Below are 21,916 nucleotides of genomic sequence, written 5' to 3'. Positions count from 1 at the left end.
TTGGAATGCCTTGAAGAAGCGCGGTTCACCGCTGCTCAAGAACCTTGATCAAGGTTGACTGACTTCCTCAGGGCGTGAAGCAGCGATCGAATATCCAAATATTAAGGGGTGATTCAGCTATCTCTGGAATCCGTCCAGTAGCGCTTGCTGCTGCTTTTTACTCTGCCCCAAAGCAGTGATTTCCAAGGCTGAGGTTTGCAAGCTACCAGCGAAGCTCTCTGTTAGATGGCGGATGCTCGCTACGCTGCCGTTAACCTCAGGTGTGACCGTACTTTGCTCCTCGGTAGCGCTTGCGATCTGGGCGTTCATATTCGAGATACAAATCACCCCGTCGCCAACCAGTCTTAGGGCATTCACCAGCTCCTCGAACAGTTCCCCAAGCTGCTCGGAGAGCTTTCGCGACAGCATCATAGTCCGCGCAGCGGTAGCAGTACCGCCGCAGTCCTCCGGCGCTGTTCGACCAGGCCAAGGGCAACTACCTGCAAACCCCCGTGATGCCCCCACAAATAATGCTATTTCTGGCTATTTAACGCAGGCAGGGCTCGGCAGAATACTGCCTGATGTTTAAAGGCTCAAGCGCATAGATAAGTCTATGGCTTTTATATTTTTAGTTATCGCGCCCATTGATATGTAGTCGACCCCAGTATCTGCGATAGCTACCAATGTACTTTCATTGATTCCGCCGCTGGCCTCAAGCCGGGCCTGTCCGTTGTTGAGTCGAACGCCTTCACGCATGTCATCCAGACTCAGTTCGTCGAACATGATTAAATCCGCTCCACCTCTCAGTGCTTCTTGCAGTTCGCCCAGGTTTTCGACTTCGATCTCTACCGGTCTACCTGGTGCAATGCGTTGTGCAGTATTGATAGCTTCGAGAATACCACCGCAAGCTGCAATATGATTTTCTTTGATGAGGAAGGCGTCGTAGAGACCAATGCGATGATTATGGCAACCACCGCAAGTGACGGCGTATTTTTGTGCGAGCCGAAGGCCAGGGATAGTCTTTCGAGTGTCGAGCAACTTTACGTGAGTATGCGAAACTTTATCAGCTAGCCGCCGGCATTGTGTCGCGACGCCCGATAAAAACTGTAAGTAGTTCAGCGCGGTTCGCTCACCGGTCAATAAAGAGCGGGCAGGGCCCTCTAAATGTAATACGGTTTGATTGGGTTCCGCGCGATCTCCATCCTTAACGTTCCACTTCAGGATGACAAGCGGATCCAGTTGGCGAAAGACGGCCTCCACCCACGACACACCACTGATGATGCAAGGTTCTCTAGTAATGATTTTTGCACTGGCCAAGCGAGCGGACGGTACAAGTTTCGCGGAGATGTCACCACTTCCGACATCCTCCAATAACGCCCTGTGTACGTTTTCATCGATCTCGGAACCCAAGCCCGTCAGTTCTATATTTTGCATTCCAGCCCACCTGAATCAATAAATAACGAAATATCAGCTCGCCATGCCCAAGCGCAGAATCCAGACGAGCATTGCACCTGAGCATGGCTATCAATCAAAAGTTATAGACATATCCAATGATGAGTCGGTTCTCATCGGCCCCATCTGTATAAGTGGAGCGATTGATTGCATTCCTCCATCGGAATGAAACATTTTTAAACGCACCACTTTGGACTACGTAAGTGATATCAGAACTTCTTTCCCATTCCTCACCGTCGGAACCTTCCGCCCTGAGCGCCTTTGCCTTCACTGTTTTAATATTCGCGGGATCGACGTTTTCTCCTTTCGCATAACGCAGATTCCATGTCAGGCCAGGCAAGCCGAGGGTGGCAAAGTCATACGAATATCCGGCATACCAGACGTCTTCATTTGCAAGAGCGAAGTTGCTCACCAGCATTTCACCAAACAGATAGGTGTCCGTACCGTTTACATACGGGTATGCAGTCGCGCCGGATGCCGCTTGATAACCCACACTCAAGGTGTGTCCCATGGCCGAATAGCCCGCATTGCTACTGATCGTCCGATTATCCACTTTTCCCAGTAGTTTTTTGCCACTTTCTTGACCTTCAAAGTATCTGACTTCAGCAAACACGCGACCTATGGACAAGGGCTTGTTGAACTTTAAGCCGACGTAATCCCGCCGAAACAAGTTCTCCAGATCGCTGTACTGATACGCCACATTGAGGGAAGGAAGAAGTTGATAGTCAAATCCCGCATATGTGTAGTGGTCACTGGTGATGGCAGAAGAGTAGCCGCCTTGTTGAGAACTGGCAGACAGATCTTCAGAGTCGGTTGAGTCACGCTGCTTGACGGAGTCGACTTGACCAAGAGTCGCAGTCAACGACGTGATATCCTTTGATGATAGTTGCACGCCGTTAAACACTTGTGGCAAAAGTCGTGTATTGTTTGAGGCCAGTAAGGGAAGAACTGGATTCAAACCGCCAACTCTTAACTCACTCTGAGCGATTCTGGCCTTCGCCGTCAGTTCAAGCTTCGAGTAATCATCATAGGCACGCCGATCGCTACCGCGAGATAGAAGTCCTGTGCCCGATCGGTCGGGGCTGGAGTCAAGTTTGAGCCCCAACATGCCAAGCGCGTCCAATCCAAAACCAACAGGTCCGTCGGTAAAACCGGACTGGAGATTAACGATGAAGCCCTGAGCCCACTCCTCTCGCTTGGAATCAGTGGCCGTCGAGTCTCTGAAGTCGCGATTGAAGTAGAAATTTTTTAGTTCAAGATTGCCTTTGCTATCTTTCAAGATGTCCGCCGCCGCAAAAGATGGGGCGAAGGGTAATGTGATAAGCAGAGCAGGCATCAGCGTCTTACATGTTTGTTTATTCATTGTCACCCTTCCTTATTTTTATTATTCACAGGTGTTCGCCAGGCCTATTGACCTTTGGCAGCTAGCCAGCCCTCTTGGGAATTCCGCATGCACGTATGTTTTTACCTGGCCTTATATATACGTGCGTTTTCGAGCATGGCGATCGCCAACATACGCAGCGTGCAAAAAAGTTGTGGCCGCCATCTAACCGCACGATAGGAGCAGCCACAAAATTTATTACCATGCTAAGTACACGAAATGCCCTATAACGTTTGTTCGAGGGGTAAACCTTCGCCAGGACTTTCGTTAAATCTTGAAACTCTCCAACGAAGCTGGATGGAACAGCTCTTCAGGCTGAAGCAAGCGTGACGACAGGCCTTCGGCGTGGTGGCGTTCCAGGAAGCGACTGAGTACGTGGCGGTTAGCTTCGAAACCATAGGACCAGAAGTCTTCACCGAGCAACTGGCGCGCCGCTCTTAACTGATCCTCGATAAACGGTAACGTTACCTTGGTGGCGGAGGTGTCGCTCAATTTGTGCAGCGCTACGGACTTGGACTTCTCGAATGCTTTGGCAACGGCCCCGGGTAACCAAGGGTGCTGCTCGGCCAACGTGCGCCGGATCCCCAGCACGTGCATGATCGGGAATAGCTGAGTGCGGCGATACCAGTCCGAGGCCGCTCCCTGAGGATCACGATAGAGATAGCTGACCTTAGGATGGCCCTGGGTGAAACAGGAAGGTGCACGTGGACCGATCACGGCATCCAGCTCACCAGAGGCGAGCATGCCAGAAAGCGTTTCAGTCTCCGGTGCGTTCTCGACGATTACATCCGCCGGCAGCTTCAGAACAATTTTCTCCAGACGCCCGGTCTCTTCATACCCGCCACGGACCCAGGTGACGTCAGACGCTTTCAAACCATGGTCTTCTTCCAGGAACAGTCGAACCCATACGTTCGCTGTCAACTGGTACTCCGGCACACCGATACGTTTGCCCTTGAGGTCTGCCGCGGACTCGATTCCGCGATCATTGCGGATATAGATCGAGGTGTGTCGAAACGCGCGGGACGGGAAGACGGGGACAGCAATATAGGGACTGGTGCCAGCCGCGGTTTTAACGCTGTAGCTGCTCAACGATAACTCGCAGATGTCGTAGTCAGCATGGCGAAATGCGCGAAAGAAGATCTCTTCGGGATCTTGCAGCATAAAGATCGGGTCGACCCCATCGATCTGTACTTCGCCGTCCACCAATGGTCGGATACGATCGTAGTTGCCCACAGCAATAGATAAGTTCAACTTGTTCATGATGGGTTCTCGCAGGATTGAGTATCTTCAACATTCACACCCAGTGTGATGTCGCGTTGTTCTTCGCTGGATCGCAACATGGCGAGACAGATCTCCAACGTGTCACGAGCCCACTCGCCGTCATGCAACGGAGTGACCCCGTAGAACTGCGCTAGATACAGTTCGTCTATGACTTCGGAACGCGGCACCGTTGGCCGCTCAAGCATCATTCGATCACGACTATGCGGCCGGTAAATCATGACGGCATCCGCCATTGGCCTAAGGTCGCCACCTTCGCACGACACAATAATCGGGCCGAAATGCTGGAAGGCCGTCGCGTCGTCGGTAGGGGAGGGGCTGACGTAGCGTGTGCCGCCATAAGTGCCCTCAGCCTTGAGCCGCGCCTCCTCATCCGCCGTTTGCACCTGCTGCAATAACCGACGTGCGCCGCCGTAAGCTTCGGGGTTTTTGGGCTTGCCCATTTCTCCAACCCAGTCCATCCACTCGTCGGAGTCGAAGTGTCCGTAGCCGTTGTAGGTAATGGAGGCGAATGCCCCATTCTCGAACCATAAAGTGGCTGTGTAGGCGCCTTCAGTAGGCCGGGCGGGGTCCCAGTTACCCACTGCCGCGCGGACACGGGTCGCGCGACTGCCAGCCAGCAAACGGACCACGTCTACTTGGTGGGCGGCCTGGCTGAATACTGCTCCGCCGCCTTCAGCGGTCGAGAGTTCTTCCGGGCGGCGAGGACGCTGCAGGTAGTCGGTGTAGTTCAACGCTTGAATCATCTTGACCGCGCCGAACTCGCCACTACCAATCAGCTCCCGGGTACGCAGGTACGGGGTATCGAAGCTGTGGCAATGCCCAACGATCAACTTCACACCCGCCTCGGCGCAATCGGCGATCATCCGGTCGCACTCGTCCAACGACAACGCCATGGGTTTTTCGACCAGCACGTGCTTGCGGTTAGCCGCAGCTATACGGGTGTGTTCGGCGTGAAACTGATGTGGGCTGGCGATGTATAAGGCGTCGACATTGCTGTCGGCTGCCAGGTCTTCGATGGTCTCGTATGCAGGCGCATCGAAATCCCGTTCGAATTGCCTGCGAGCTTGTTCACGAGGGTCACAGGCGCCCACCAACTGGACGCGGCGATCGGCCAGGAAGGTAGGCAGCATGAGGGTGAATGCCCGGCCCAGACCGACCACCCCCAGACGTAGCCGAGCCGTGGATTCAGCATGGCTGGCCATCACGTATGAACCTCGTAATCAGGCTCTGCGACTATGTTGGCATCATCCAGGGCCCATACGTAACGAGCTTGATAATCACGCCAGTCGATATCCTTGGACACGATCGCCTGGAACGAGCAGATTCTGGAAGGGATCGCTTTCTCACCTGTGCCAATAGCGGATTCACCCGCCTGAAAGGCTGCCAAGGCATCCAGCATGACCCGGCGGAACTCCACCACCGCCAAGTCACTGGCGCCCAAGCGCTCATCGGAGCGATCGGCGATGGGCCCCATGGTCACCCACATGGCGATATCCTGATTGGGGAAACCCTTGATGCCCGTAAAGTTGCCGTTTTTCATGGCTTCACGGTCCTGGAAAAAACGGTTCCCGTCGTTGCGTAGCGGTCGGTAACTGTCGTCCAGATCGATGCCGACTTGCTGGCCGAGAAACTTTCGCCAGGTCTCTGTTTCCGGAGTGTTATCGGGATTTCCCCAGGCCATGAAATAGAAGGCAGTGTGGGTGTCGTCGATGGGTACGTTGATATTCGCGACGTTGTACAAATTATTCGGTGGGATCAGTGCGGTGGCCGGGGCTACGAACACCGTAGAGCGTACATACTCGCTGGTGGCGGCATTCTGGATAGGACGGCGCAGAGCGGCATAGCGGAAGCCATAGCTGGTACGCTCGACTTGCATGCGCGGCGCTTTGTCCGTGGACGGTCTTAGCCAGTTTTTCGAGGTTGCTTCTGCCCCCCCGACCCGGGCTGGAACGAAGTCGGATGAGTGCAGGCTTGAGCTGTGTGCCGAGTCGATGGCGCCTTCCAGGATCTGCGCCCAGTTGCAGGGAATGATTGCCTTGGCGATGCTCACTCGAACATGCTCATGGGGTGCCCAGGCCGGCGGCACAAATTCGGGAATTGCGTCCTGTGGCCCCATGTAGGCCCAGACGAAACCGCCCCACTCGCGGGTTTTGTAGGCCGTGTGCTTGACCTTCTGACACATGTTGCTGGCGGCAGGCTCGGAAACCATTTCCACCACATTACCGTCCACGTCCATCTTCCAGCCGTGATACAGGCAGCGTAATCCCGAGTTTTCATTGCGGCCGTAGATCAGTGACACGCGGCGATGCGGGCAATACTCGTCCATAACTCCCACGCGACCATCGGTGTCGCGAAACACGACCAGGTCCTCGCCGAACAGACGGGCCCTGACAGGCGTGCCGTCGGGCTCGCTGACTTCTTCGAGCAAACACACTGGCGTCCAGTGACGGCGCATCATCTGGCCCATCGGTGCGTCGCCTTCGACGCGGCAGAGCAACAGGTTCTCTTCTGGGGTCAACATGTAATATCTCCAGCGTTCAACTAATCGTTTGTAAAAAAGGTCTCGCCTAGAGGTCGAGTACCAGCACGTCATTTCTGGCTCGGGAAACGCAAATCATGATCTGATCGTGCTGTTCGTCCTCACGCAGCACCATGTCGCGATGCTCGACGTCACCTTCGATCAGACGGGTACGGCAAGAGCCGCAGGTGCCGCTCTCACAAGAACTTGGCGCCCGGATACCGTTGTCACGCAGAACCTCCAGAATCGAGCGGTCGACGGGAATTTCGAGGTCGATTCCGCTCCGGCCAAGGGTCACCGAAAAAGGCCGGTTTTCGGCGAAGCGACTCTGGTCGACGCCGAAGCTTTCAAAATGTATGGAGCCGGGTGGCCAGTGCCCCGTCATGTCCAGCACGCTGTCCATCAATGGCCGGGGGCCACAGCAGTACACATGTGTACCGCTGCTCGGTTTGTCGAAAACAGGCCAGAAATCGTAAGCGTCTGCCCGATTGCCGAAGTCGTGGTGAATGACTACCGTGTTGGCAAATTCGGCCCCCAGCAGCTCATCCCTGAAGGCGGTGAGTTCCGGATTACGGGTGCAGTAGTAAAGTTTGAAGGGGAGGTCGGTGCTGGCCTTCAGGTGACGCATCATCGACAGGATCGGGGTAATACCGATGCCTCCGGCGACGAAGATGAACTGTCGGGCATTCTCGATCAGTTCGAACTCATTTTGCGGAGTTGCCACCGGTAGCAAGTCGCCTGCCTCGATATCATCGGCCATGCTCACCGAACCGCCTCGTCCGTTGGCGTCACGCTTGACAGCAATGACATAACGCTCACGCTCTTGCGGGTCGTTGCTCAATGAGTAATTGCGGATACTTCCGTTGGGCACCCTTACCCTGAGGTGCGCTCCGGCCGTAAAGGCGGGCAGAAGCATCCCCTGCGGGTGGGCCAATTCGAAGCGGAAAATGCCTTGGGCAATTTCGGTTTTGGCGATCACCTTGAGGCCAGTGAACCCATCATCGAGCTGTTCGGAACTACTCATCGCTGTTTCCTCATTACATCCGGTCGCGGGCTGAACACGCCCGCGCACCGAGAGTTGCATAGATATCTAACATTTTTTGGGCGTGATTCGGCCAATCAGACTGCTCGATCCTATTCGTCGGTAAGTGGCTTTTCGCTCAAGGCGTTAGCTGGCACCGCAATCAGAACCGCCATACCACCCGCCAGGACCAGGGCCCCGATTATCGTCAGTCCGATTGCGAGGCTGCCGGTGACTGTGTTGATCCAGCCCAGTCCGATGGGCGCACAGAACGCTCCGATCTGACCAAGAGAACTGATCGCCGAAATCCCCCCTGCGGCGGACTCATCATTAAGATAAGCAGGAGGAATCGACCAGATGATCGCTGCGGCACCGAAGTACGACACTGCAATCATTGCCAGGCAAGTAATTGAAATAATGGCCGAGTCCACAACGTGAGGCAGCAGGCAGGCGCCCAAGGCACCGAAGGCGATACTGAAAAAGAAGTGCTTGCGACGCTCCAGACGAATGTCGGAGCTGCGCGCAATGAGAATCATGGCGATCGCCCCCACGATGTATGGCACGGTGGAAAGCAATCCGACATGCAATACATCCTGGATGCCGGTGTTGCGGATGATGGTAGGCGTCCAGTAATTGAGGATCGTGCCACAGAGCGGCACGGTGGCCCAACCAGCAGCAAGGACGTATACGCGCGGATCCTTGAGCGCAGCCAGCACAGCATGACGCTTATCGGTAACGGGCTTCTTGCCTGCGCGGTCAGCGGCCAGCGCGTCGAGAATAATGGATTTTTCCTCGTCGTCGAGCCACTTGGCCTGCTCGGGTTTGTCCACCAGATAGAAATAGGCCATCACACCCATTACGGCAGCGGGAAGACCTTCCAGGATGAACATCCACTGCCAGTTTTTCATTCCCATGACGTCGACGAAATGCGTGAGTATCCAACCGGACAGGGGACCGCCGATGATTCCCGCCGCGGCGATGGCCAACAAGAAGCGCGAGGTGATGCGAGCACGCCTGGCACCTGGATACCAATAGGTCAGATAAAGAATGATTCCAGGCCAGAAGCCAGCTTCGGCAGCGCCCAACAGGGCGCGGGCAATGTAGAACTCAGTGGGCGTTGTCATGAACGCCATGGACGCTGAGATCAAGCCCCACAGCACCATGATCCGGGTGATCGTCAACCGGGCACCAATCTTTTGCAGGTAAAGCGTACTGGGTATTTCCAATGCGATGTAGCCGATGAAAAACAAGCTTACGCCGAGTCCGTAGGCAGCATCGCTCATGCCTAAATCGTGCTTCAGGTAAACCTGCGCGAAGCTGATGTTCACGCGATCCAGATAATTGAGAACCCAGGCCACGAAGATGAAGGTCATCAAACGTAGTGTGACTTTTCTATAGACCTTCTCGATGCGCTCATGGCTGCGCTGGAGAAGATGGGGCACGGCATCTGTAGCTGCTGTTGTTGTCATTGTGCACGCCTCGGACTTTGTGTAGCACGACCAAAGCCATGGGGGGGCTTGGTGTGCTTTTTTATTAGGTCTCTAAGAGAATATGGCGAATTTTCTTCTCTCGCAATCAAAAAAAGAACGATCTCTAAGTATTTTTTGATCTAGCGCATGTGTTGAGGCAACGCGTTATGCTTAGTATCGCTTACGCAGGTGATGAGATCGGACCTTGATATGACTGCACGAAAGCCTTTAGGCCACAAACAACCTGAAACCCAGGAAATACTCAGGCATTGGCACGATGTTGTACCTGATGACCGTCTGGCCCACCTGGTCAAGGATGCAACTCGCGCGCTGGTCAGAGCACTGCAGATGCGGTTGACCGAACACGACGTATCCTTTGGTCATTGGGCGTTCTTGCGGATCCTCTGGGAGACAGACGGATTGACCCAAAAACAACTCAGCACTCAGGCTGGACTGATGGAACCTACGACTTTCGCTGCGGTGAAGGCGATGGAAAAACTGGGCTACGTCGTCCGGCAGCAGATGCCGGATAACAAGAAAAATGTTCACGTCTTCCTCACCGATGAAGGACGGCGACTGAAGGATGTGTTGATTCCTCTGGCGCTGGAAGTCAACGAGGTGAGTGTGGCCGGGCTCGAGGAGCAAGACGTCGAAACAGCACGACACGTTCTATTGACGGTGATAGAGAATCTCGCAAACGCAGAAGCGAATTCCATCAATCCTTCCCATCGGGTGCCGTCAACGCGGGAGGTTGGGCGCATGATCAACGAGCGCAGCGAGACTGTTTGTCCGGATTAGTGTCGTGTCGCAAACCGTTGAAACGGCCTCAGTGCTCCAATCCGTCGGAATTGAATTGTTTTTTCACGCTCAGCCCTGGCGCATCTTCAGATTGCCTCGCCTCCTGGCATTACGCTTTTAGTACACCTGTGAACAGCGTCAGGCAGGCAGTACCTCACCTCCTGTTGAGTGCAGCAACCGGGGCTGCCTCTACACAACCTGCCTCCCATCGAAAAACTGTGCGCCTTCAACTTTGAGAATACCCAGCAGCATCTGCGCCGCCGGCGACAGGTAGGCGTTCCTGCGAGTGAACACGACGATGGTGCGTTTCATCGTGGTTTCCTTGAGCATGACCTCGCGAAGGTTCCTCCTGCCATTGACGTCTTCAAGTGTTTCCCGGGGTAGAAAGCAAAGCAGGTTTGTTGCACCGACCAAGCGTGGCAGCAGAGAAATCGAGGTGGTCTCGATCTGCACCTGAGGCAAGGGCAAGTTCCGCTCCTGGAACGCATTATCGATCCAGCGACGGGCTGAAACGGTGGTCGCCGGCAGCGCCCAGCGGTACTGACACAGGTCACGCAACTGATATCGGGCATTGAACAGCGGATGATTATGGCTAGCGACCACCACCGCTTCAGCGTCGAACAAAGCATGAGACTCCAGTATCGGACCCGTTTCATACTTCGAGCAAATCACCATGTCCAGCCGCCCAGAACAAAGGGACTCATGCAGGAAATCGTCCTGACCGATCACCAGGTTCAGCGTGATTGCCGGCGCATGGGAAAGCAATGTCGCAGTCAGGTGTGGCAGCAGGTGGTCCGCCATGGAAGCGCTGCAGCCCAAGCGAATGTTACCCATCATACCGCTGGCAAAATCGCGCACCTCACGTCGGGTCTCAGCGATGTTCTGCTGCAGCTGTTTGCCGCGCACCTTCAGTAGCTCCCCAACCGGGGTGAGTTTGATGCGTCGGCCGTCACGTTCGAACAGTCGCGTACCGAGCGACTCCTCAAGCCGCTGAATGCTTTTGGTCAGCGCCGGTTGGCTGCGGTTTAGCTTTTGCGCCGCCTGGCCCAGGTGGCCCAACTCGGCGATGGTTTCAAAATAGGTGAGGTCGCGCAGGTCCATATCCATCAACCAAAGTTATTAATTCATCAATATTAGAAAATATACTTGATCGAATAAGCTATCAATAATTGTCGCGCGTTGGCTGCACGCCAGTGCAATCGGGGCGACCAGCATTGGAGCGAAATACTTGTCCACTTCACCACGGCTTTTTCTGCATCCTTACTCCGCTCCGGTCCAATGGATAGCGCTATCACTGCTGGCCGGTGCCAGCGGTCAGTGGTTGAGGTTTCTGGAGGTGCCCGCCGGGCAGTTTCTGGGGCCAATGCTGGTGGCCATTGTGTTCGGTGTTTGCGGTGCGAGCATTCGCTTGCACCGCTATGCCTTCAAGCTGGGGCAGGGCTGCGTAGGAATGCTTGCAGCTCATTCGATGACCCTGGCGGTGCTGGTCTCGCTGGTCCAGTCCTGGCCGTTAATGCTGCTTTCAACCCTGCTGACGGTCAGCTTCAGTGCGCTGGTCGGGCTTGTGCTAGCGAGGGTCGGCGGCATCCCTGCCAGCACCGCCGCCTGGGGCACGGCACCGGGGGCCGCCTCGGCGATGGTCTCGATGTCCGATGAATTCGGCGCCGATTCACGGGTGGTCGCAACCATGCAGTATGCGCGGGTGGTGTGCGTGGTGATGATCGGTGCGCTGATTAGCCGCTGGCTGGGGGCATCTACCGGGGGGAGCGAAGTGCATGCCGCGAGCGCCGCATTGCAAAGCTTCAACCTGCTGAACCTGGGGCTCACATTCGCCACCCTTGTGGCCGGGATCGCACTGGGTAATCGGCTACCGGCCGGTACACTGCTGATGCCATTACTGTTGGGTGGCGCCTTGCAAGTGAGCGGCTTGTTGCACATCACCCTGCCAAGCTGGCTGCTCGCAACCGCTTATGGCGCGATCGGTTGCTACGTTGGCCTGCGCTTCGACCGCCCGACCATTAACTACGTCTGGCGACGTTTTCCGGCGATGATATTGGGAGCTGTGCTGATGATCACGCTGTGTGCGTTGTCGGCCTGGTTGCTGGCGGCGCTGCTCGACAAGGATTTCCTCTCAGTTTACCTGGCCACTAGCCCAGGCGGGCTGGACACCATGGCGATCATTGCGGTGGACACCCACTCCGACGTCGGGTTGGTGCTGGCGATGCAGACCTTGCGGTTGTTCGCGGTAATCATTACGGGGGCGTTTTTGGCGCGGTTGGTCATTCGGTTGGCGGGCCGTTCATAAGCAATCCTGACGGAGCAACATTCCTGGGGGCTTACAGCGCTCACCCTCAATTCAATAGCCTGGTTGCCCTCAGTTCCTGCAACCAGTCATTCCAGACCTGAACCTGAATAGACACAGATAATGTTGAGCAAATCGCTCTTTCTTACCGTACTACCCATGGTCATGGCGTTCGTCGCCGGTGCTGTCCTGCCGTTTCAGGCAACCACCAACGCGGCAGTTGGACGCGCCTTGGGGCATCCGCTCTGGGCGGCCCTCATCTCCCTTGTCATCAGCGCAATCGTGGTGATCGCTGCGCTGCTCATCCTCAAGGTGCAGGCTCCGGATATCGGCCGCGCCTTGCGAGGCGCCTGGTGGGTATGGATCGGGGGGATCCTGGGGGCGATCTATGTCGGCAGCGCGGTCGTTGTAACGCCAAAGCTGGGCGCCAGCGGCTTTATCATTCTGGTCGTCGTCGGACAGATCTTCATTGGACTTTTGATCGACCACTTCGGCTTGATGGGGCTTACCTCGAAACCCATCACATTCTTGAAGCTGATAGGCGCCGCGATGATTCTCGGGGGCGTCTTCCTTGTTCAAGGCTTGAGCGCGAATGCCGCCTCCCAGCCCAAGGAGTCCATTGTACAGCGGTCCATCCCGCAGTAAGGCAGCTACATCTCGATCTATGGCTAGTGGTGCTTCATCCGACTTGGCTGCACGCCGGCGGCGCTTTCGAAAGCGGACAGGATCGACAGCTTCATCGGCTAGCACACTAGTCGGGAGGTGAGCATGGAGATCAAAACTCAGGCGTTGGTAGACGTCCCCTAATTGTTTGCCGTAGTTTCATTATCTGCGGCCGTTGATCACCTTGCTCTGTGTTGATCAGCGCCTTTGCCAGCACCAATGCTGTCGTTCTGTACGGCCCTCCAGGGACCAGGTTCTACTCGCGTAAAGCACAAAGCCAATATTGCTTGTGCAAGACACATAGATCTGAATAACTGCTTTTGGCCGATTCTGTTGAATAAGTCGTTTTTCTCAAATTGCCAAAAGACTGATTGGTGAATGCGCCTTTTTTGCACGTTGCTACGTGAAATCCGAGTCCGGAAGCCTCTGCCAAAAGTAAAGATTTCAATCTCGGACGCGTACTTTTCTGCTGCGCAAACCATAGCCGACTTTTTCAACAGATTCGACCCAAAGCAGACCTTCAGGGCACGCAACTATTGGCCGAATTCTGCCTGTCCTCAAGGTTGTCCATCCATACGATGGGCTATTGCAACGATTAGAACTCCTTCTCTCACAGAAGGTATTCCCCCATTTTTGGCGTGCTGTGCATAACCTCTCTTAGTGCGTCCAATAAAGCGGAAGCGGCAGGTGACAATGTAGCGTCTGCTAGTCGGGAAACACCGATTTGCTCCAGAATTAGAGGTTCGAAAGCCGGGAGGCGAATTAGCTCCTTACTGTGTGCGGGGTCAGAAATAACTGATTGAGGTAATATTCCAAGAAGATCGGTCTGTTTTAATAACCAAAGTATATTGAAGAATGATGCTGTTTCTATAGTTGCATGTGGTGGATTGATGCCATTTCGATGAAAAATATTATCGAACTGCTTCCGTAAAGTAGTTTCTATTGGAGGCAGAATCCATGCTTCGCGCGCGAGTTCTTCCAGTTTAACCCCTGGTTGCTGAGCAAGAGGGTGGTCACGGCGCGCAACGATCACGGCGTTTTCGCTAAAAAGCGCCTCCTGAGCGACAACGACACTTGAACTGACATCGGAAAGTCTCCCAATCAAGAAGTCCAATTCGCCCGAGATGAGCCGAGGTATCAGTTCGCCGCTTACACCATCGACTATTTTGATGCGGATGCTTGGTCGGCTTGCCCACAGTCGCGCGATGGCTGCAGGTACAAGATAACTTGACCCAGTTAACACGCTTCCTATGGCAACACGCCCGGCATGCCCTTTTCCAAGAGCGTCGATTGCTTGGGATACATGATCCAGCTGGGCAAGAATCATCCGGCTGCGCTGCACAAAGTCCCGACCAAGCTCTGTAGGCGTAACCCCCCTACGATTCCGAGTGTAGAGCTGAGCCCCTACAGCCTCCTCCAGATCCTGTAATAGCTTGCTCGCCGTGGGCTGTGAGAGGTTCAGCGAGCGTGCGGCGTGCAAGACACTGCCATATTCAAACAATGCAATCGCCAAGCGGAAATGCCTGACTGTCGCCCATTTTTCCAACCGTTCCAGACTCATGTGGTATTCCATTAGCTGATAGCACATCTAATATATTCTAGATTTACGAATACCATAACCCCTCCTAGAATGTGCCTGACGCGCTGGGCCGTTCCAATGAAACACTTGCGAAGTGTGCAAAAGGTCTTGTTCGTATTGATGTAACGTCTCTGGGATACGGCTCCTTTGAGTGGGGCGGCCTTTTATAATAGCTGTTGGATTTATTGCTTGTTATCAATGTGAGAGGGGTAAGTGTCGTATGAACGTCAAAAATCTAGATACGGTGAAGAACTACTTTAAATACTGTGTGGATGGTAAGGATGTTGAGCGAGTTTCCGAGTATTTCGATGTCGACGTGGTCGTGCATCGACCGGACTGCGATGCTCCGATAGGTGGTTTGGAAAACTTCAAACGAGCCTTGAGCGCAAATGTTCTCGAGCGATATAAGACAATTAAAACTACGTTCAGCAAGGAAGTTGTTACAGATGACGTTGTTGTAGTCGCGTTGACACACTGTGCAACCGGTTCGAATACATGGCACGGCTTTGACGTAGAAGGCAAGAGCTTAACGTGGACGGCCCTGACGTACTTCCGGTTTAACAAAGAGGGTAAAGTGGTCGAGGAGATCGTTGAACGGAACGAACTGTTCATGGCAAAGCAACTCGGAATTATCAGTTACGAGTAACACTTAGTTAAATCCCAAGGGAGCTAAGTCCACCGTGGTGAAAGTATGTTCTCCACGGTGGTCAGAGGCCGCTATTGGCCCAGAGTGTGTAAAAACGCTTCGCCAAAATTGAAGTGCGCGCATCTACGTTAAATCTGAAATTTATCGGCACGTCAGCAGATGTGGATTTCGCGTAGAAGCGCGATTTCCAGTCCAGTTTTGAGTGCCTGTCGCGCTGAAAAACGTTTTTACACAGCCTCGGCCGTTTTTTGCCATTTCCGTGGTGTTCTTCGAGCAGGTTCATCAGCTCGAGGATGTCCGCGCTGAGATAGATGAAGGTGGACAAGTGGGACTGGAAGGCTGCCTACCTACGACTACTCGAGCGACCGATCAGCATTTCTTGGTCATTCCCTAATCGTTTCCAGACCAATAGAGCGGTGAGCCGATAGTAATACCGGGTGGCATCGGAGTGGTCTTTCAGGTGCTGAGTGAAAAACCAGCGCATATGCTTGAGCTGCCAGGTCCAGGGACTATCTCGCTGCCATCGCTGTTGAATGGCCGCTTGCATGATTCGGGCTTGCCGTAGGTGTCGTTGCTGAGTGGCCTTCGCGCCGGTCAGTACGCCGCTCAGGAACAGCGTCATATTGTAGGGCTTAGTCACGCTCTTCCTCCAATGTAAGCCGAAACTACATCGATCCGGTTATGCCCGAGCTCAAGGCTGATCTGTTGCCGCGCCTGCTGATCAAGGTTGCGGTCAATGCAATAGCAGTGGCCACCATTGATCGGTGCTGTGTGCCCCGTGAGCTGCTCGTAACGCTCGCAGGCATAGGCCGCTCGCAGTTCATGAAAACCCTTCAGCCCGTGTTCATGCAGCGTTTCGCGCGCGGGGAGCACGGTCTGTTGCAGGAATGCGGCGTAGCTTTCGTCGCGGGCCAGCAAGTTGCGGCTGCCGGTTGGCGATGCCTTACGAGCCAACAGCAGCGCCGCTTTCACCGCTTCATTGGCCATGATCCATCGCGGCGCTGAAGCCCCTGAACGACCGCCTTTGGTGCCGTCCTGAATGTTGATGCGGCCTAAGTGTTCGGCTTCGCGGTGCAAGCGTGGCAGGTCAGCCAGGATCGCCTCTCGCAGGCGCATACCGGTTGCTCGGGCCAACAGGACAATCGCGGCCACCCGGGCGTGTTGCTGTTCGCCAAGTGCCTCGAGTACTCGCCGCACCTGTTGGTGGTCTTGGCCATCCGGTGCGCGGGTGCGTACGCTCGAGCGCTGCTGGCCTAACGCCTGGCTCGGGCTGGCGATCCTCACGTCCTGATCACCGCGCAGCGCGGCGAGGGTGCGGTTAACGCTGCTCAGGCGGTTCTGCGCGGTAGCGATGCCGAGTTCACCTTGCTGGATCTGCTGGCGCAGATACGCGGCGTAATCTTGCAGCGTCCGGCGATCGATCTGGCGCGCATCGTTGTAACCGGGGCCGTCCTCTGACCGACACCAACGCACGAATGCTTGCCAGCGATCGCTATGCGCTTTGACCGTGGCGAAGTGGCCGCCGGCAAACAGATCCTTGAGCGCTTGTGGGCCGGCGTAGCTCAGCTGACGGCCATAGCCAAAGTTACGGCCATCACGCCGACCGACTAGAGCCATCATCATCACCGTTTTCATTTGTTTGCAGAAAGCGCAGCAGGGCTTTCCAGTGGGGGCTGAGCCGGTCCACCTGCTGCCAGTGTGTCGGGCGGATCAGGAGGGCGTTCTCCTGGTGTTGCAGCAGTGCCCCTTCCTCACGCAGTTGCTCGATCAGCAGGGCGAGGTGGGCAGGGTCAATTGGTGGTGTGGCGACAGCGGCGACAGTGGCGACAACCCGCGTCGTTTCTGGCCTGGCGCGTGGCGACAGGGTGGCGACAGAAGCGGCGACACGCCGCGATTCAGGTTGCGATTGATGTTGCGCCCGGTAGCAGCGCACCGCGTCATTGAGGCGGAACATGGCGGACCTCGAAAGTTTTTCCGTCGCGGCTGCTCAGCCAGCGAGAAGTGATCAGCACGACCAATAAAGAGGCGGTATGGTCAGCGCTCTTGCGGGCAAAACGAGGACCGTTGCGATTGACGTCGCGGACGGTGAACTGGGTCCAGCCTTTCTGCACCAGCCAGCGCAGCAGCCGATCTGCTTCCTCGCGTAGGCTATTGACCGGCTCTTGTTCGGTCAGGCGTTGAATCTCGGCCAGGTAGTAATCCATCAGCGTGGAGGCACGCTGGATGTGTGCTTCGTCCAGCGCACTGGCCTCTTCAACCATGGCCAGCACGCCCGCGATACGCAGTACATTCGCCGCGGCTTTGCCCGCGACAGGCTGGACGCCGGCCAGCTCGCCGAACTCGCCAGACTGGCACTCGATGGTGTCGTGAATATCGATCCAGGCACGACGGGCACGGGGAGTCAGTTCCAGCGTGACGGGATTTAGTGATCCATCCTTGTGAAGCGACCAGGGCTTTTGCAGCAGGGCGGTGATCCGTTGTTGGTAGCGCTGGACCTTGGCATCTCGGGTTAGGTCGATCGCCTTGTAGAGTCGCTGGCCGGCCAGGCGCTCGGGCCAACAGATCAGGCAGCGGCCGAGGATGCCTTGGCCATTGATCAGCGGGTCTTTGAACAGCTGGTTGGCCAAGTAGGGCTGCAGCATCAGATGCAGGCTGAGGCGGCGGTCATAGGCACGCAGGCTTTCTCCGGCCATGGAGCGCGCCCGGTCGATCGGGCTGCCATCCCACAATGTCGATAAGGTGGTGATCGCCTTGAGCAGATTCTCTTTGCTCATGGTGCTGCTGCCCAAGAACTGGCCACCTTCATCATTGAACAAGCCCATGCTGGGCAAGCCCTGGCACAGGCTTTTGACCAGGGCCTCAATGGTGGGTTCGGCAATGATCAGTCTCGGCGGTACCGGCTCGGATAGCTCACGGCCGTCCGCCTCCGCGTGTTTCTTTGAGGCTTTGGGTTTGGCCATGATGCTGGTGGCGGCGCGATAGGCTTTGAGCTTTTCCGCGTACAGGGTCCACTGCTGTCGTTCCCAGTCGCGTGCCGCCTTCAGTGCCAGGTGATCCACCGCGCTTTTGCGATCCCCTGAGGACGCCACCGTCAGCAGGTAGAGGGACAGCGGATAGGTTCGGCCGTCGAGTTGGGCATTGGCGTGGCCCTGGCTCACCAAGGCAGTGGTAGCCAGCACCGACTGTGCAGCCATGGCGCAGGGCACGCCGATCACCTCGGCCAATCGCTCGACCGCAGGGCCCAACAGATCCCCGAGTGCTTCGACCGGGTAGGGCAGTGGCGCCTGCTGGTACTCCAGCAATGGTTGTGGGGGCTCGAACGCTTCGCACAGTTGCATCGAAATTCTCCTGAGATTATCGACTTCGTCCTCACTCATCCCGCCACGGTTGTTGAGTGTTATCAGGGATCAAGGCCCCTGCGACCTGTGAGGTTTGTCCACTCACGCAGGACTGACGGCTCCTTACGGCCGGGAGCTTGGGCATCTCATGATCTGGCCTCCTGAACACTTCCGTAGAAGTGGGCGGGTGGTGTCAATGGCCATTAATTTTGACCCACTTTTGGCCAATAGAATTGACCCACTTGCTCACCGCTAACCGCCGGTTTTCTGCTTCAAACGATAGCTCTCACCTCCCAGCATAAAGATGTGTGAATGGTGGATCACGCGGTCGATGATGGGCACGGCCACGTTGTCGTCATGGAAGAACTCGCCCCAGCTGGTGAAGTCCTTGTTGGTGGTCAGGATGACCGAGCGGTACTCGTACAGGTTGTTGATTAACTGGAACAGGTTGTACCGGGCTTGGCGCGTCATCGGCAGGTAGCCCAGCTCATCGATGATCAGCACGTCGTATTTGCTCAGCTGATTAAGGCGCTTCTTCAGCTCGCCCTTCATTTCCGCCAGCTCCAGATCCTCGACCAACGCCAGAGCCGTGCGGAACAGCACCTTGTAGCCCGCCTGAACCGCCTTGTGGCCAATCCCAATGGCCAAGTGGGTCTTGCCCACACCCGGTGGTCCGATGAACACCAGGTTGTCGCGGTTGTCGATAAAGCTGAAGTCCAGCAAGGTGCTGACCTGGCGCTTGGTGATGGTGGTCTGGTGCCGGTAATCGAAGGCCTCCAGATGCTTCTCCGAGGGGAACTGCGCCTGCTTGAGGTTGCGGCTTACGCGGCTACTGGAGCGGGCGTTAAGCTCATGCTCGACCAGTGACTGGGCGAAGCTCAGGTAGGACAGTTCATTGGCTTCGGCTCTGGCCAGCAGGGTGGCCAGCTCACCCGCGGTCGCGCTGAGGCGCAGGCTTCGGTACTGCGCGATAGTGCTGTCGAGCAGGCTCATTGGGTCACCCCGTGGCCAGTCGACTGGCCAATGCGGGCATAAGCGTTCAGGTCGGCGTGACTAACCTGGCTACCGGCCTCTGGCGCATAGTCATGGTCGCCGATGATCCGGCCCCGCGCCTTGGCTTGCTGCCATGCTTCGAGGTAGCGCTTGAGCCCGGTGGCGGTCAGTTCACTGCGCTCGCACAACTCGCCGAGCAACGCCGTATCAACCGGCGCATGGGCCATGAGCAGGTCGCGTGCAGCAACCAGCTGATCCTTGTAGATACGCGGCGAAGTACGCTTGAGCAGTTGGCACAGGGTTGCCCCAAGGGCATCGGGCAGGATCGAGTCGATGCCGCGCTCCAGGTCGGTAATGCGCTGGGCATGGTCTCGGTAATGGTTGTTGTTCTTGATCATCCGGCCCTTGGCCTTGCACAGGTCATGGGTGGCTATGAGTTCACCGCTCTCCAGGTCATGGATCAGCAACTGGTTGTCCTGTGCGCTGACACCGACACGGGCTTGCTGCCAGGCCATGGGTACCGAGTACTTGTTGGCCTGCCATGAGATCAAGCCGGTCTTGTCGACCTTGCGGGTCTCCCTTGTCGGCGCCACGTGCAGCAGGTTCTGCGGGACGAGATAGGGCTTGAGCTGACTACGCTCCAGTGCCTCGAAATGCGCTCTTGGATGCTGCCCCGTCGTGCCGTGCACGCGTGCGTTGGCGACAGTCTCGAGCCAATCATTCAGGTGCTGTCGGACGGCGGCCTCGTCCTGGAAGTGCTCGCCGTAGAAGCAGTCACGCTTGACGTACTTGACCCCGGCCTCCACCTTGCCCTTGCTCTCCGGGTCATAGCCCTCGCAGGCATGGATGCGGTACCCGACGGTAGTCGCATACTGGTGGAAGCGCTGGTTCAGCGTCAGCTCACGGTACTGCTCGTTGATCACCACCATCTTGGTCTGATCGTAGATGCACTCCTCGGTGACGCCGCCGAAGTAGCGGAAGGCCTCGTCGTGCATCTGGATAAACCGTTCGGTATCCAGCGGCCGGAAGTTCAGACCGACATACATCAGCCGTGAACAGGACAGCACAAACACCACAAAATGAACGACACGCTCCAGGCCGCCAATCATGACGCCTCGCAGCTCACCGGGGTCGACCTGACACTGCACGCCAGGCACTGACTCAACGACCGGCTCGTAATAGCGCAACTGGCCACTGGCAACCTGCTGCTTGAGCGCTTGCACATAGCGGCGAATGCTCCGGTCTGACACCGCCAGCTCGGTGGTGCGCTCCCTCAGGCGACGGGCCAGCTTGACTGCGCTCAGGGCTGGAAACTGACCCAACTGATTAATCAGATAATCGCGGTGCTCGTCGAGCACCTTGGTGCGTGAAGGGTCAGCAATGGTAGCGCTGATCTGCATCTCATCCAGGTGGAGATACTTGCGTACGGTGTTCCGGGAAATCCCCAGCTCACGACTGATGGCACGGACCGACAGGCCTCGGCCCTGGTCATACAACCCCTTGATCTTGTGAATCACAACCCACTCCTTCAATGATCTGTCCCCGGCCTGTGCATAAGGCGGGTGACGCTACATGGTCGGTGGCCAATGCCACTATGGGTGGGTCAAAATTGTTGGCCAGAGGTGGGTCAGTTTAATTGGCCATTAACAGGTGGAGGCTGCACTGGCTGACGAAGCCGGTGCCGCGAGATCCTGAGTCAGGTGAAGGCAGCGAAGCGATGACTAGGGCATGCCTGACTGTCAGTCAGGTGCAGTCCATTCCGTGGGCTGCGGCACCATCATCGGCATCGCTGTGGCGAGTGAGCATTCGGTGTTTGTCACGCCGATTGTCACGAGGGGGAAAGCCGCAAAGGCCCGTGCGAGCAGGGCTGCAGCAGTGTGATATGCGCCCGTCTCTTTAGGGGGCAAAGAGACGGGCAAAAGGTTGGCGCAAGAAATAGCCAAGCGGATAAGTTGCTGCAGAGCAGCCAGGAGGGGGCATGAGTTGCCGCAGTGGGCATTCTGGAAGAAGTGGCATCCATCACATCGCTGTGACCGTGCGAGCCGCCGGACGCTAATCGCACTTGGGGAGAACCACCACGATGTGGCGTAGCCTCAAAGGTTCTGGCTACCTGGGTGCTGTCGAGGACAGCGCTGGTACAGTTCTGGTTTAGCGCTCGTTCTGCTCGCGGTCAACAGTATTTTGGGGGCGGCTGTTGCGCCAACCGGTAGCACTGGAAGACCTTGGAAGCCGGTGGCCTTCCATGGCTGGGTGGTCGTTCGTCGGTTTTTAATGTGAGCCTGCGTAATTGCATGGACTTGACCATTTGCATTGTCACTGACCAGTCGAATTGCATTCGACCTGACCAGCACACGCCGTAGTGACGACCGGCGGGAACGGCCAAAAGCAGACGAATCTGAGGCCATATCGACTGACATCCGCTCGAGTCGAGCGTCAGGTGAATACACGGGGCCGCGCTTGGCCACACGAATATCTTGAAGGATTCCGGGCGAATGG

Annotated in this window: 21 protein-coding genes; 4 read left to right on the top strand and 17 right to left on the bottom strand. The window is 56.2% G+C overall.

The features are described 5' to 3' along the window. Positions 1-117: 117 nt before the first annotated feature. From ACWHXD_RS26995 to ACWHXD_RS26960, 8 genes are all read right to left on the bottom strand, one after another. Positions 118-411 carry a methyl-accepting chemotaxis protein gene (locus tag ACWHXD_RS26995; RefSeq protein ID WP_060765964.1) on the bottom strand — a complete coding sequence of 98 codons (294 nt, stop codon included), beginning with the start codon at positions 409-411 and terminating at the stop codon, positions 118-120. A gap of 153 nt (positions 412-564) precedes the next feature. Beyond that, a complete protein-coding gene (nadC, locus tag ACWHXD_RS26990) occupies positions 565-1,413 on the bottom strand; it encodes a carboxylating nicotinate-nucleotide diphosphorylase (protein ID WP_060765963.1) in 849 nt (282 codons plus the stop codon). A gap of 94 nt (positions 1,414-1,507) precedes the next feature. Beyond that, the gene (locus tag ACWHXD_RS26985; RefSeq protein WP_225570502.1) at positions 1,508-2,794 is read right to left on the bottom strand and encodes an OprD family porin; all 1,287 of its coding nucleotides are present in this window, start codon (positions 2,792-2,794) and stop codon (positions 1,508-1,510) included. A 285-nt stretch (positions 2,795-3,079) separates the two neighbouring features. Continuing rightward, the gene (locus ACWHXD_RS26980; RefSeq protein ID WP_060765961.1) at positions 3,080-4,072 is read right to left on the bottom strand and encodes an ABC transporter substrate-binding protein; all 993 of its coding nucleotides are present in this window, start codon (positions 4,070-4,072) and stop codon (positions 3,080-3,082) included. Then, on the bottom strand, positions 4,069-5,295 hold the full coding sequence (locus ACWHXD_RS26975; protein WP_060765960.1) for a Gfo/Idh/MocA family protein: 1,227 nt from the start codon (positions 5,293-5,295) through the stop codon (positions 4,069-4,071). Before ACWHXD_RS26975 ends, ACWHXD_RS26980 begins: the two co-directional genes overlap by 4 nt. Beyond that, a complete protein-coding gene (locus ACWHXD_RS26970) occupies positions 5,295-6,614 on the bottom strand; it encodes a Rieske 2Fe-2S domain-containing protein (protein WP_060765959.1) in 1,320 nt (439 codons plus the stop codon). Before ACWHXD_RS26970 ends, ACWHXD_RS26975 begins: the two co-directional genes overlap by 1 nt. 46 nt (positions 6,615-6,660) lie before the next feature. Then, positions 6,661-7,635, bottom strand: a complete 975-nt coding sequence (locus ACWHXD_RS26965; protein WP_060765958.1) for a PDR/VanB family oxidoreductase — start codon at positions 7,633-7,635, stop codon at positions 6,661-6,663. Between the two features lie 110 nt (positions 7,636-7,745). Then, on the bottom strand, positions 7,746-9,101 hold the full coding sequence (locus ACWHXD_RS26960) for an MFS transporter (protein WP_060765957.1): 1,356 nt from the start codon (positions 9,099-9,101) through the stop codon (positions 7,746-7,748). Between the two features lie 210 nt (positions 9,102-9,311). Between ACWHXD_RS26960 and ACWHXD_RS26955 the strand changes: the two genes are divergently transcribed. Then, the gene (locus ACWHXD_RS26955) at positions 9,312-9,899 is read left to right on the top strand and encodes a MarR family winged helix-turn-helix transcriptional regulator (protein ID WP_225570504.1); all 588 of its coding nucleotides are present in this window, start codon (positions 9,312-9,314) and stop codon (positions 9,897-9,899) included. A 189-nt stretch (positions 9,900-10,088) separates the two neighbouring features. Here ACWHXD_RS26955 and ACWHXD_RS26950 read toward each other — a convergent pair whose 3' ends face one another. After that, positions 10,089-11,000, bottom strand: a complete 912-nt coding sequence (locus ACWHXD_RS26950) for a LysR family transcriptional regulator (protein WP_225570505.1) — start codon at positions 10,998-11,000, stop codon at positions 10,089-10,091. Between the two features lie 127 nt (positions 11,001-11,127). On the opposite strand from ACWHXD_RS26950, the gene ACWHXD_RS26945 reads away from it, so the two are divergent. Both ACWHXD_RS26945 and ACWHXD_RS26940 read left to right on the top strand, forming a co-directional pair. Beyond that, on the top strand, positions 11,128-12,204 hold the full coding sequence (locus ACWHXD_RS26945; protein ID WP_225570506.1) for an AbrB family transcriptional regulator: 1,077 nt from the start codon (positions 11,128-11,130) through the stop codon (positions 12,202-12,204). Positions 12,205-12,324: 120 nt separating this feature from the next. Next, the gene (locus tag ACWHXD_RS26940; protein ID WP_134326122.1) at positions 12,325-12,846 is read left to right on the top strand and encodes a DMT family transporter; all 522 of its coding nucleotides are present in this window, start codon (positions 12,325-12,327) and stop codon (positions 12,844-12,846) included. A gap of 628 nt (positions 12,847-13,474) precedes the next feature. On the opposite strand, the gene ACWHXD_RS26935 is transcribed toward ACWHXD_RS26940, so the two are convergent. Beyond that, the gene (locus tag ACWHXD_RS26935) at positions 13,475-14,425 is read right to left on the bottom strand and encodes a LysR family transcriptional regulator (protein WP_225570507.1); all 951 of its coding nucleotides are present in this window, start codon (positions 14,423-14,425) and stop codon (positions 13,475-13,477) included. Positions 14,426-14,663: 238 nt separating this feature from the next. Between ACWHXD_RS26935 and ACWHXD_RS26930 the strand changes: the two genes are divergently transcribed. Further along, positions 14,664-15,089, top strand: a complete 426-nt coding sequence (locus ACWHXD_RS26930) for an ester cyclase (protein ID WP_225570508.1) — start codon at positions 14,664-14,666, stop codon at positions 15,087-15,089. Positions 15,090-15,150: 61 nt separating this feature from the next. Here ACWHXD_RS26930 and ACWHXD_RS26925 read toward each other — a convergent pair whose 3' ends face one another. From ACWHXD_RS26925 to istA, 7 genes are all read right to left on the bottom strand, one after another. Continuing rightward, entirely contained in the window at positions 15,151-15,414 is a 264-nt protein-coding gene (locus tag ACWHXD_RS26925) for a hypothetical protein (RefSeq protein ID WP_225570509.1), read from the bottom strand. Positions 15,415-15,432: 18 nt separating this feature from the next. Continuing rightward, positions 15,433-15,729, bottom strand: coding sequence for a hypothetical protein (locus ACWHXD_RS26920; RefSeq protein WP_225570510.1), 297 nt, complete (start codon positions 15,727-15,729; stop codon positions 15,433-15,435). Then, positions 15,726-16,706 carry an integrase domain-containing protein gene (locus ACWHXD_RS26915; protein ID WP_225570560.1) on the bottom strand — a complete coding sequence of 327 codons (981 nt, stop codon included), beginning with the start codon at positions 16,704-16,706 and terminating at the stop codon, positions 15,726-15,728. The genes ACWHXD_RS26920 and ACWHXD_RS26915 overlap by 4 nt, the downstream gene beginning before the upstream one ends. Continuing rightward, on the bottom strand, positions 16,684-17,043 hold the full coding sequence (locus ACWHXD_RS26910) for a hypothetical protein (RefSeq protein WP_225570511.1): 360 nt from the start codon (positions 17,041-17,043) through the stop codon (positions 16,684-16,686). The genes ACWHXD_RS26915 and ACWHXD_RS26910 overlap by 23 nt, the downstream gene beginning before the upstream one ends. Then, positions 17,027-18,427 carry a YfjI family protein gene (locus ACWHXD_RS26905; RefSeq protein WP_225570512.1) on the bottom strand — a complete coding sequence of 467 codons (1,401 nt, stop codon included), beginning with the start codon at positions 18,425-18,427 and terminating at the stop codon, positions 17,027-17,029. The genes ACWHXD_RS26910 and ACWHXD_RS26905 overlap by 17 nt, the downstream gene beginning before the upstream one ends. Positions 18,428-18,679: 252 nt before the next feature. Continuing rightward, positions 18,680-19,420, bottom strand: a complete 741-nt coding sequence (gene istB / locus ACWHXD_RS26900) for an IS21-like element helper ATPase IstB (RefSeq protein WP_064491510.1) — start codon at positions 19,418-19,420, stop codon at positions 18,680-18,682. Further along, entirely contained in the window at positions 19,417-20,937 is a 1,521-nt protein-coding gene (gene istA, locus ACWHXD_RS26895) for an IS21 family transposase (protein WP_081273177.1), read from the bottom strand. Before istA ends, istB begins: the two co-directional genes overlap by 4 nt. Positions 20,938-21,916 lie beyond the last annotated feature (979 nt).

The sequence above is a fragment of the Pseudomonas fjordensis genome, from assembly GCF_976987115.1.
This window is presented reverse-complemented; position numbering and strand designations above follow the sequence as displayed.

Excerpts from the sequence above, each read along its gene's own strand:
- ACWHXD_RS26995 (WP_060765964.1), bottom strand. The coding sequence starts at position 411 with ATGATGCTGTCGCGAAAGCTCTCCGAGCAGCTTGGGGAACTGTTCGAG.
- nadC (WP_060765963.1), bottom strand. The coding sequence starts at position 1,413 with ATGCAAAATATAGAACTGACGGGCTTGGGTTCCGAGATCGATGAAAAC.
- ACWHXD_RS26985 (WP_225570502.1), bottom strand. The coding sequence starts at position 2,794 with ATGAATAAACAAACATGTAAGACGCTGATGCCTGCTCTGCTTATCACA.
- ACWHXD_RS26980 (WP_060765961.1), bottom strand. The coding sequence starts at position 4,072 with ATGAACAAGTTGAACTTATCTATTGCTGTGGGCAACTACGATCGTATC.
- ACWHXD_RS26975 (WP_060765960.1), bottom strand. The coding sequence starts at position 5,295 with ATGGCCAGCCATGCTGAATCCACGGCTCGGCTACGTCTGGGGGTGGTC.
- ACWHXD_RS26970 (WP_060765959.1), bottom strand. The coding sequence starts at position 6,614 with ATGTTGACCCCAGAAGAGAACCTGTTGCTCTGCCGCGTCGAAGGCGAC.
- ACWHXD_RS26965 (WP_060765958.1), bottom strand. The coding sequence starts at position 7,635 with ATGAGTAGTTCCGAACAGCTCGATGATGGGTTCACTGGCCTCAAGGTG.
- ACWHXD_RS26960 (WP_060765957.1), bottom strand. The coding sequence starts at position 9,101 with ATGACAACAACAGCAGCTACAGATGCCGTGCCCCATCTTCTCCAGCGC.
- ACWHXD_RS26955 (WP_225570504.1), top strand. The coding sequence starts at position 9,312 with ATGACTGCACGAAAGCCTTTAGGCCACAAACAACCTGAAACCCAGGAA.
- ACWHXD_RS26950 (WP_225570505.1), bottom strand. The coding sequence starts at position 11,000 with ATGGACCTGCGCGACCTCACCTATTTTGAAACCATCGCCGAGTTGGGC.
- ACWHXD_RS26940 (WP_134326122.1), top strand. The coding sequence starts at position 12,325 with ATGTTGAGCAAATCGCTCTTTCTTACCGTACTACCCATGGTCATGGCG.
- ACWHXD_RS26935 (WP_225570507.1), bottom strand. The coding sequence starts at position 14,425 with ATGAGTCTGGAACGGTTGGAAAAATGGGCGACAGTCAGGCATTTCCGC.
- ACWHXD_RS26930 (WP_225570508.1), top strand. The coding sequence starts at position 14,664 with ATGAACGTCAAAAATCTAGATACGGTGAAGAACTACTTTAAATACTGT.
- ACWHXD_RS26915 (WP_225570560.1), bottom strand. The coding sequence starts at position 16,706 with ATGGCTCTAGTCGGTCGGCGTGATGGCCGTAACTTTGGCTATGGCCGT.
- ACWHXD_RS26910 (WP_225570511.1), bottom strand. The coding sequence starts at position 17,043 with ATGTTCCGCCTCAATGACGCGGTGCGCTGCTACCGGGCGCAACATCAA.
- ACWHXD_RS26905 (WP_225570512.1), bottom strand. The coding sequence starts at position 18,427 with ATGCAACTGTGCGAAGCGTTCGAGCCCCCACAACCATTGCTGGAGTAC.
- istB (WP_064491510.1), bottom strand. The coding sequence starts at position 19,420 with ATGAGCCTGCTCGACAGCACTATCGCGCAGTACCGAAGCCTGCGCCTC.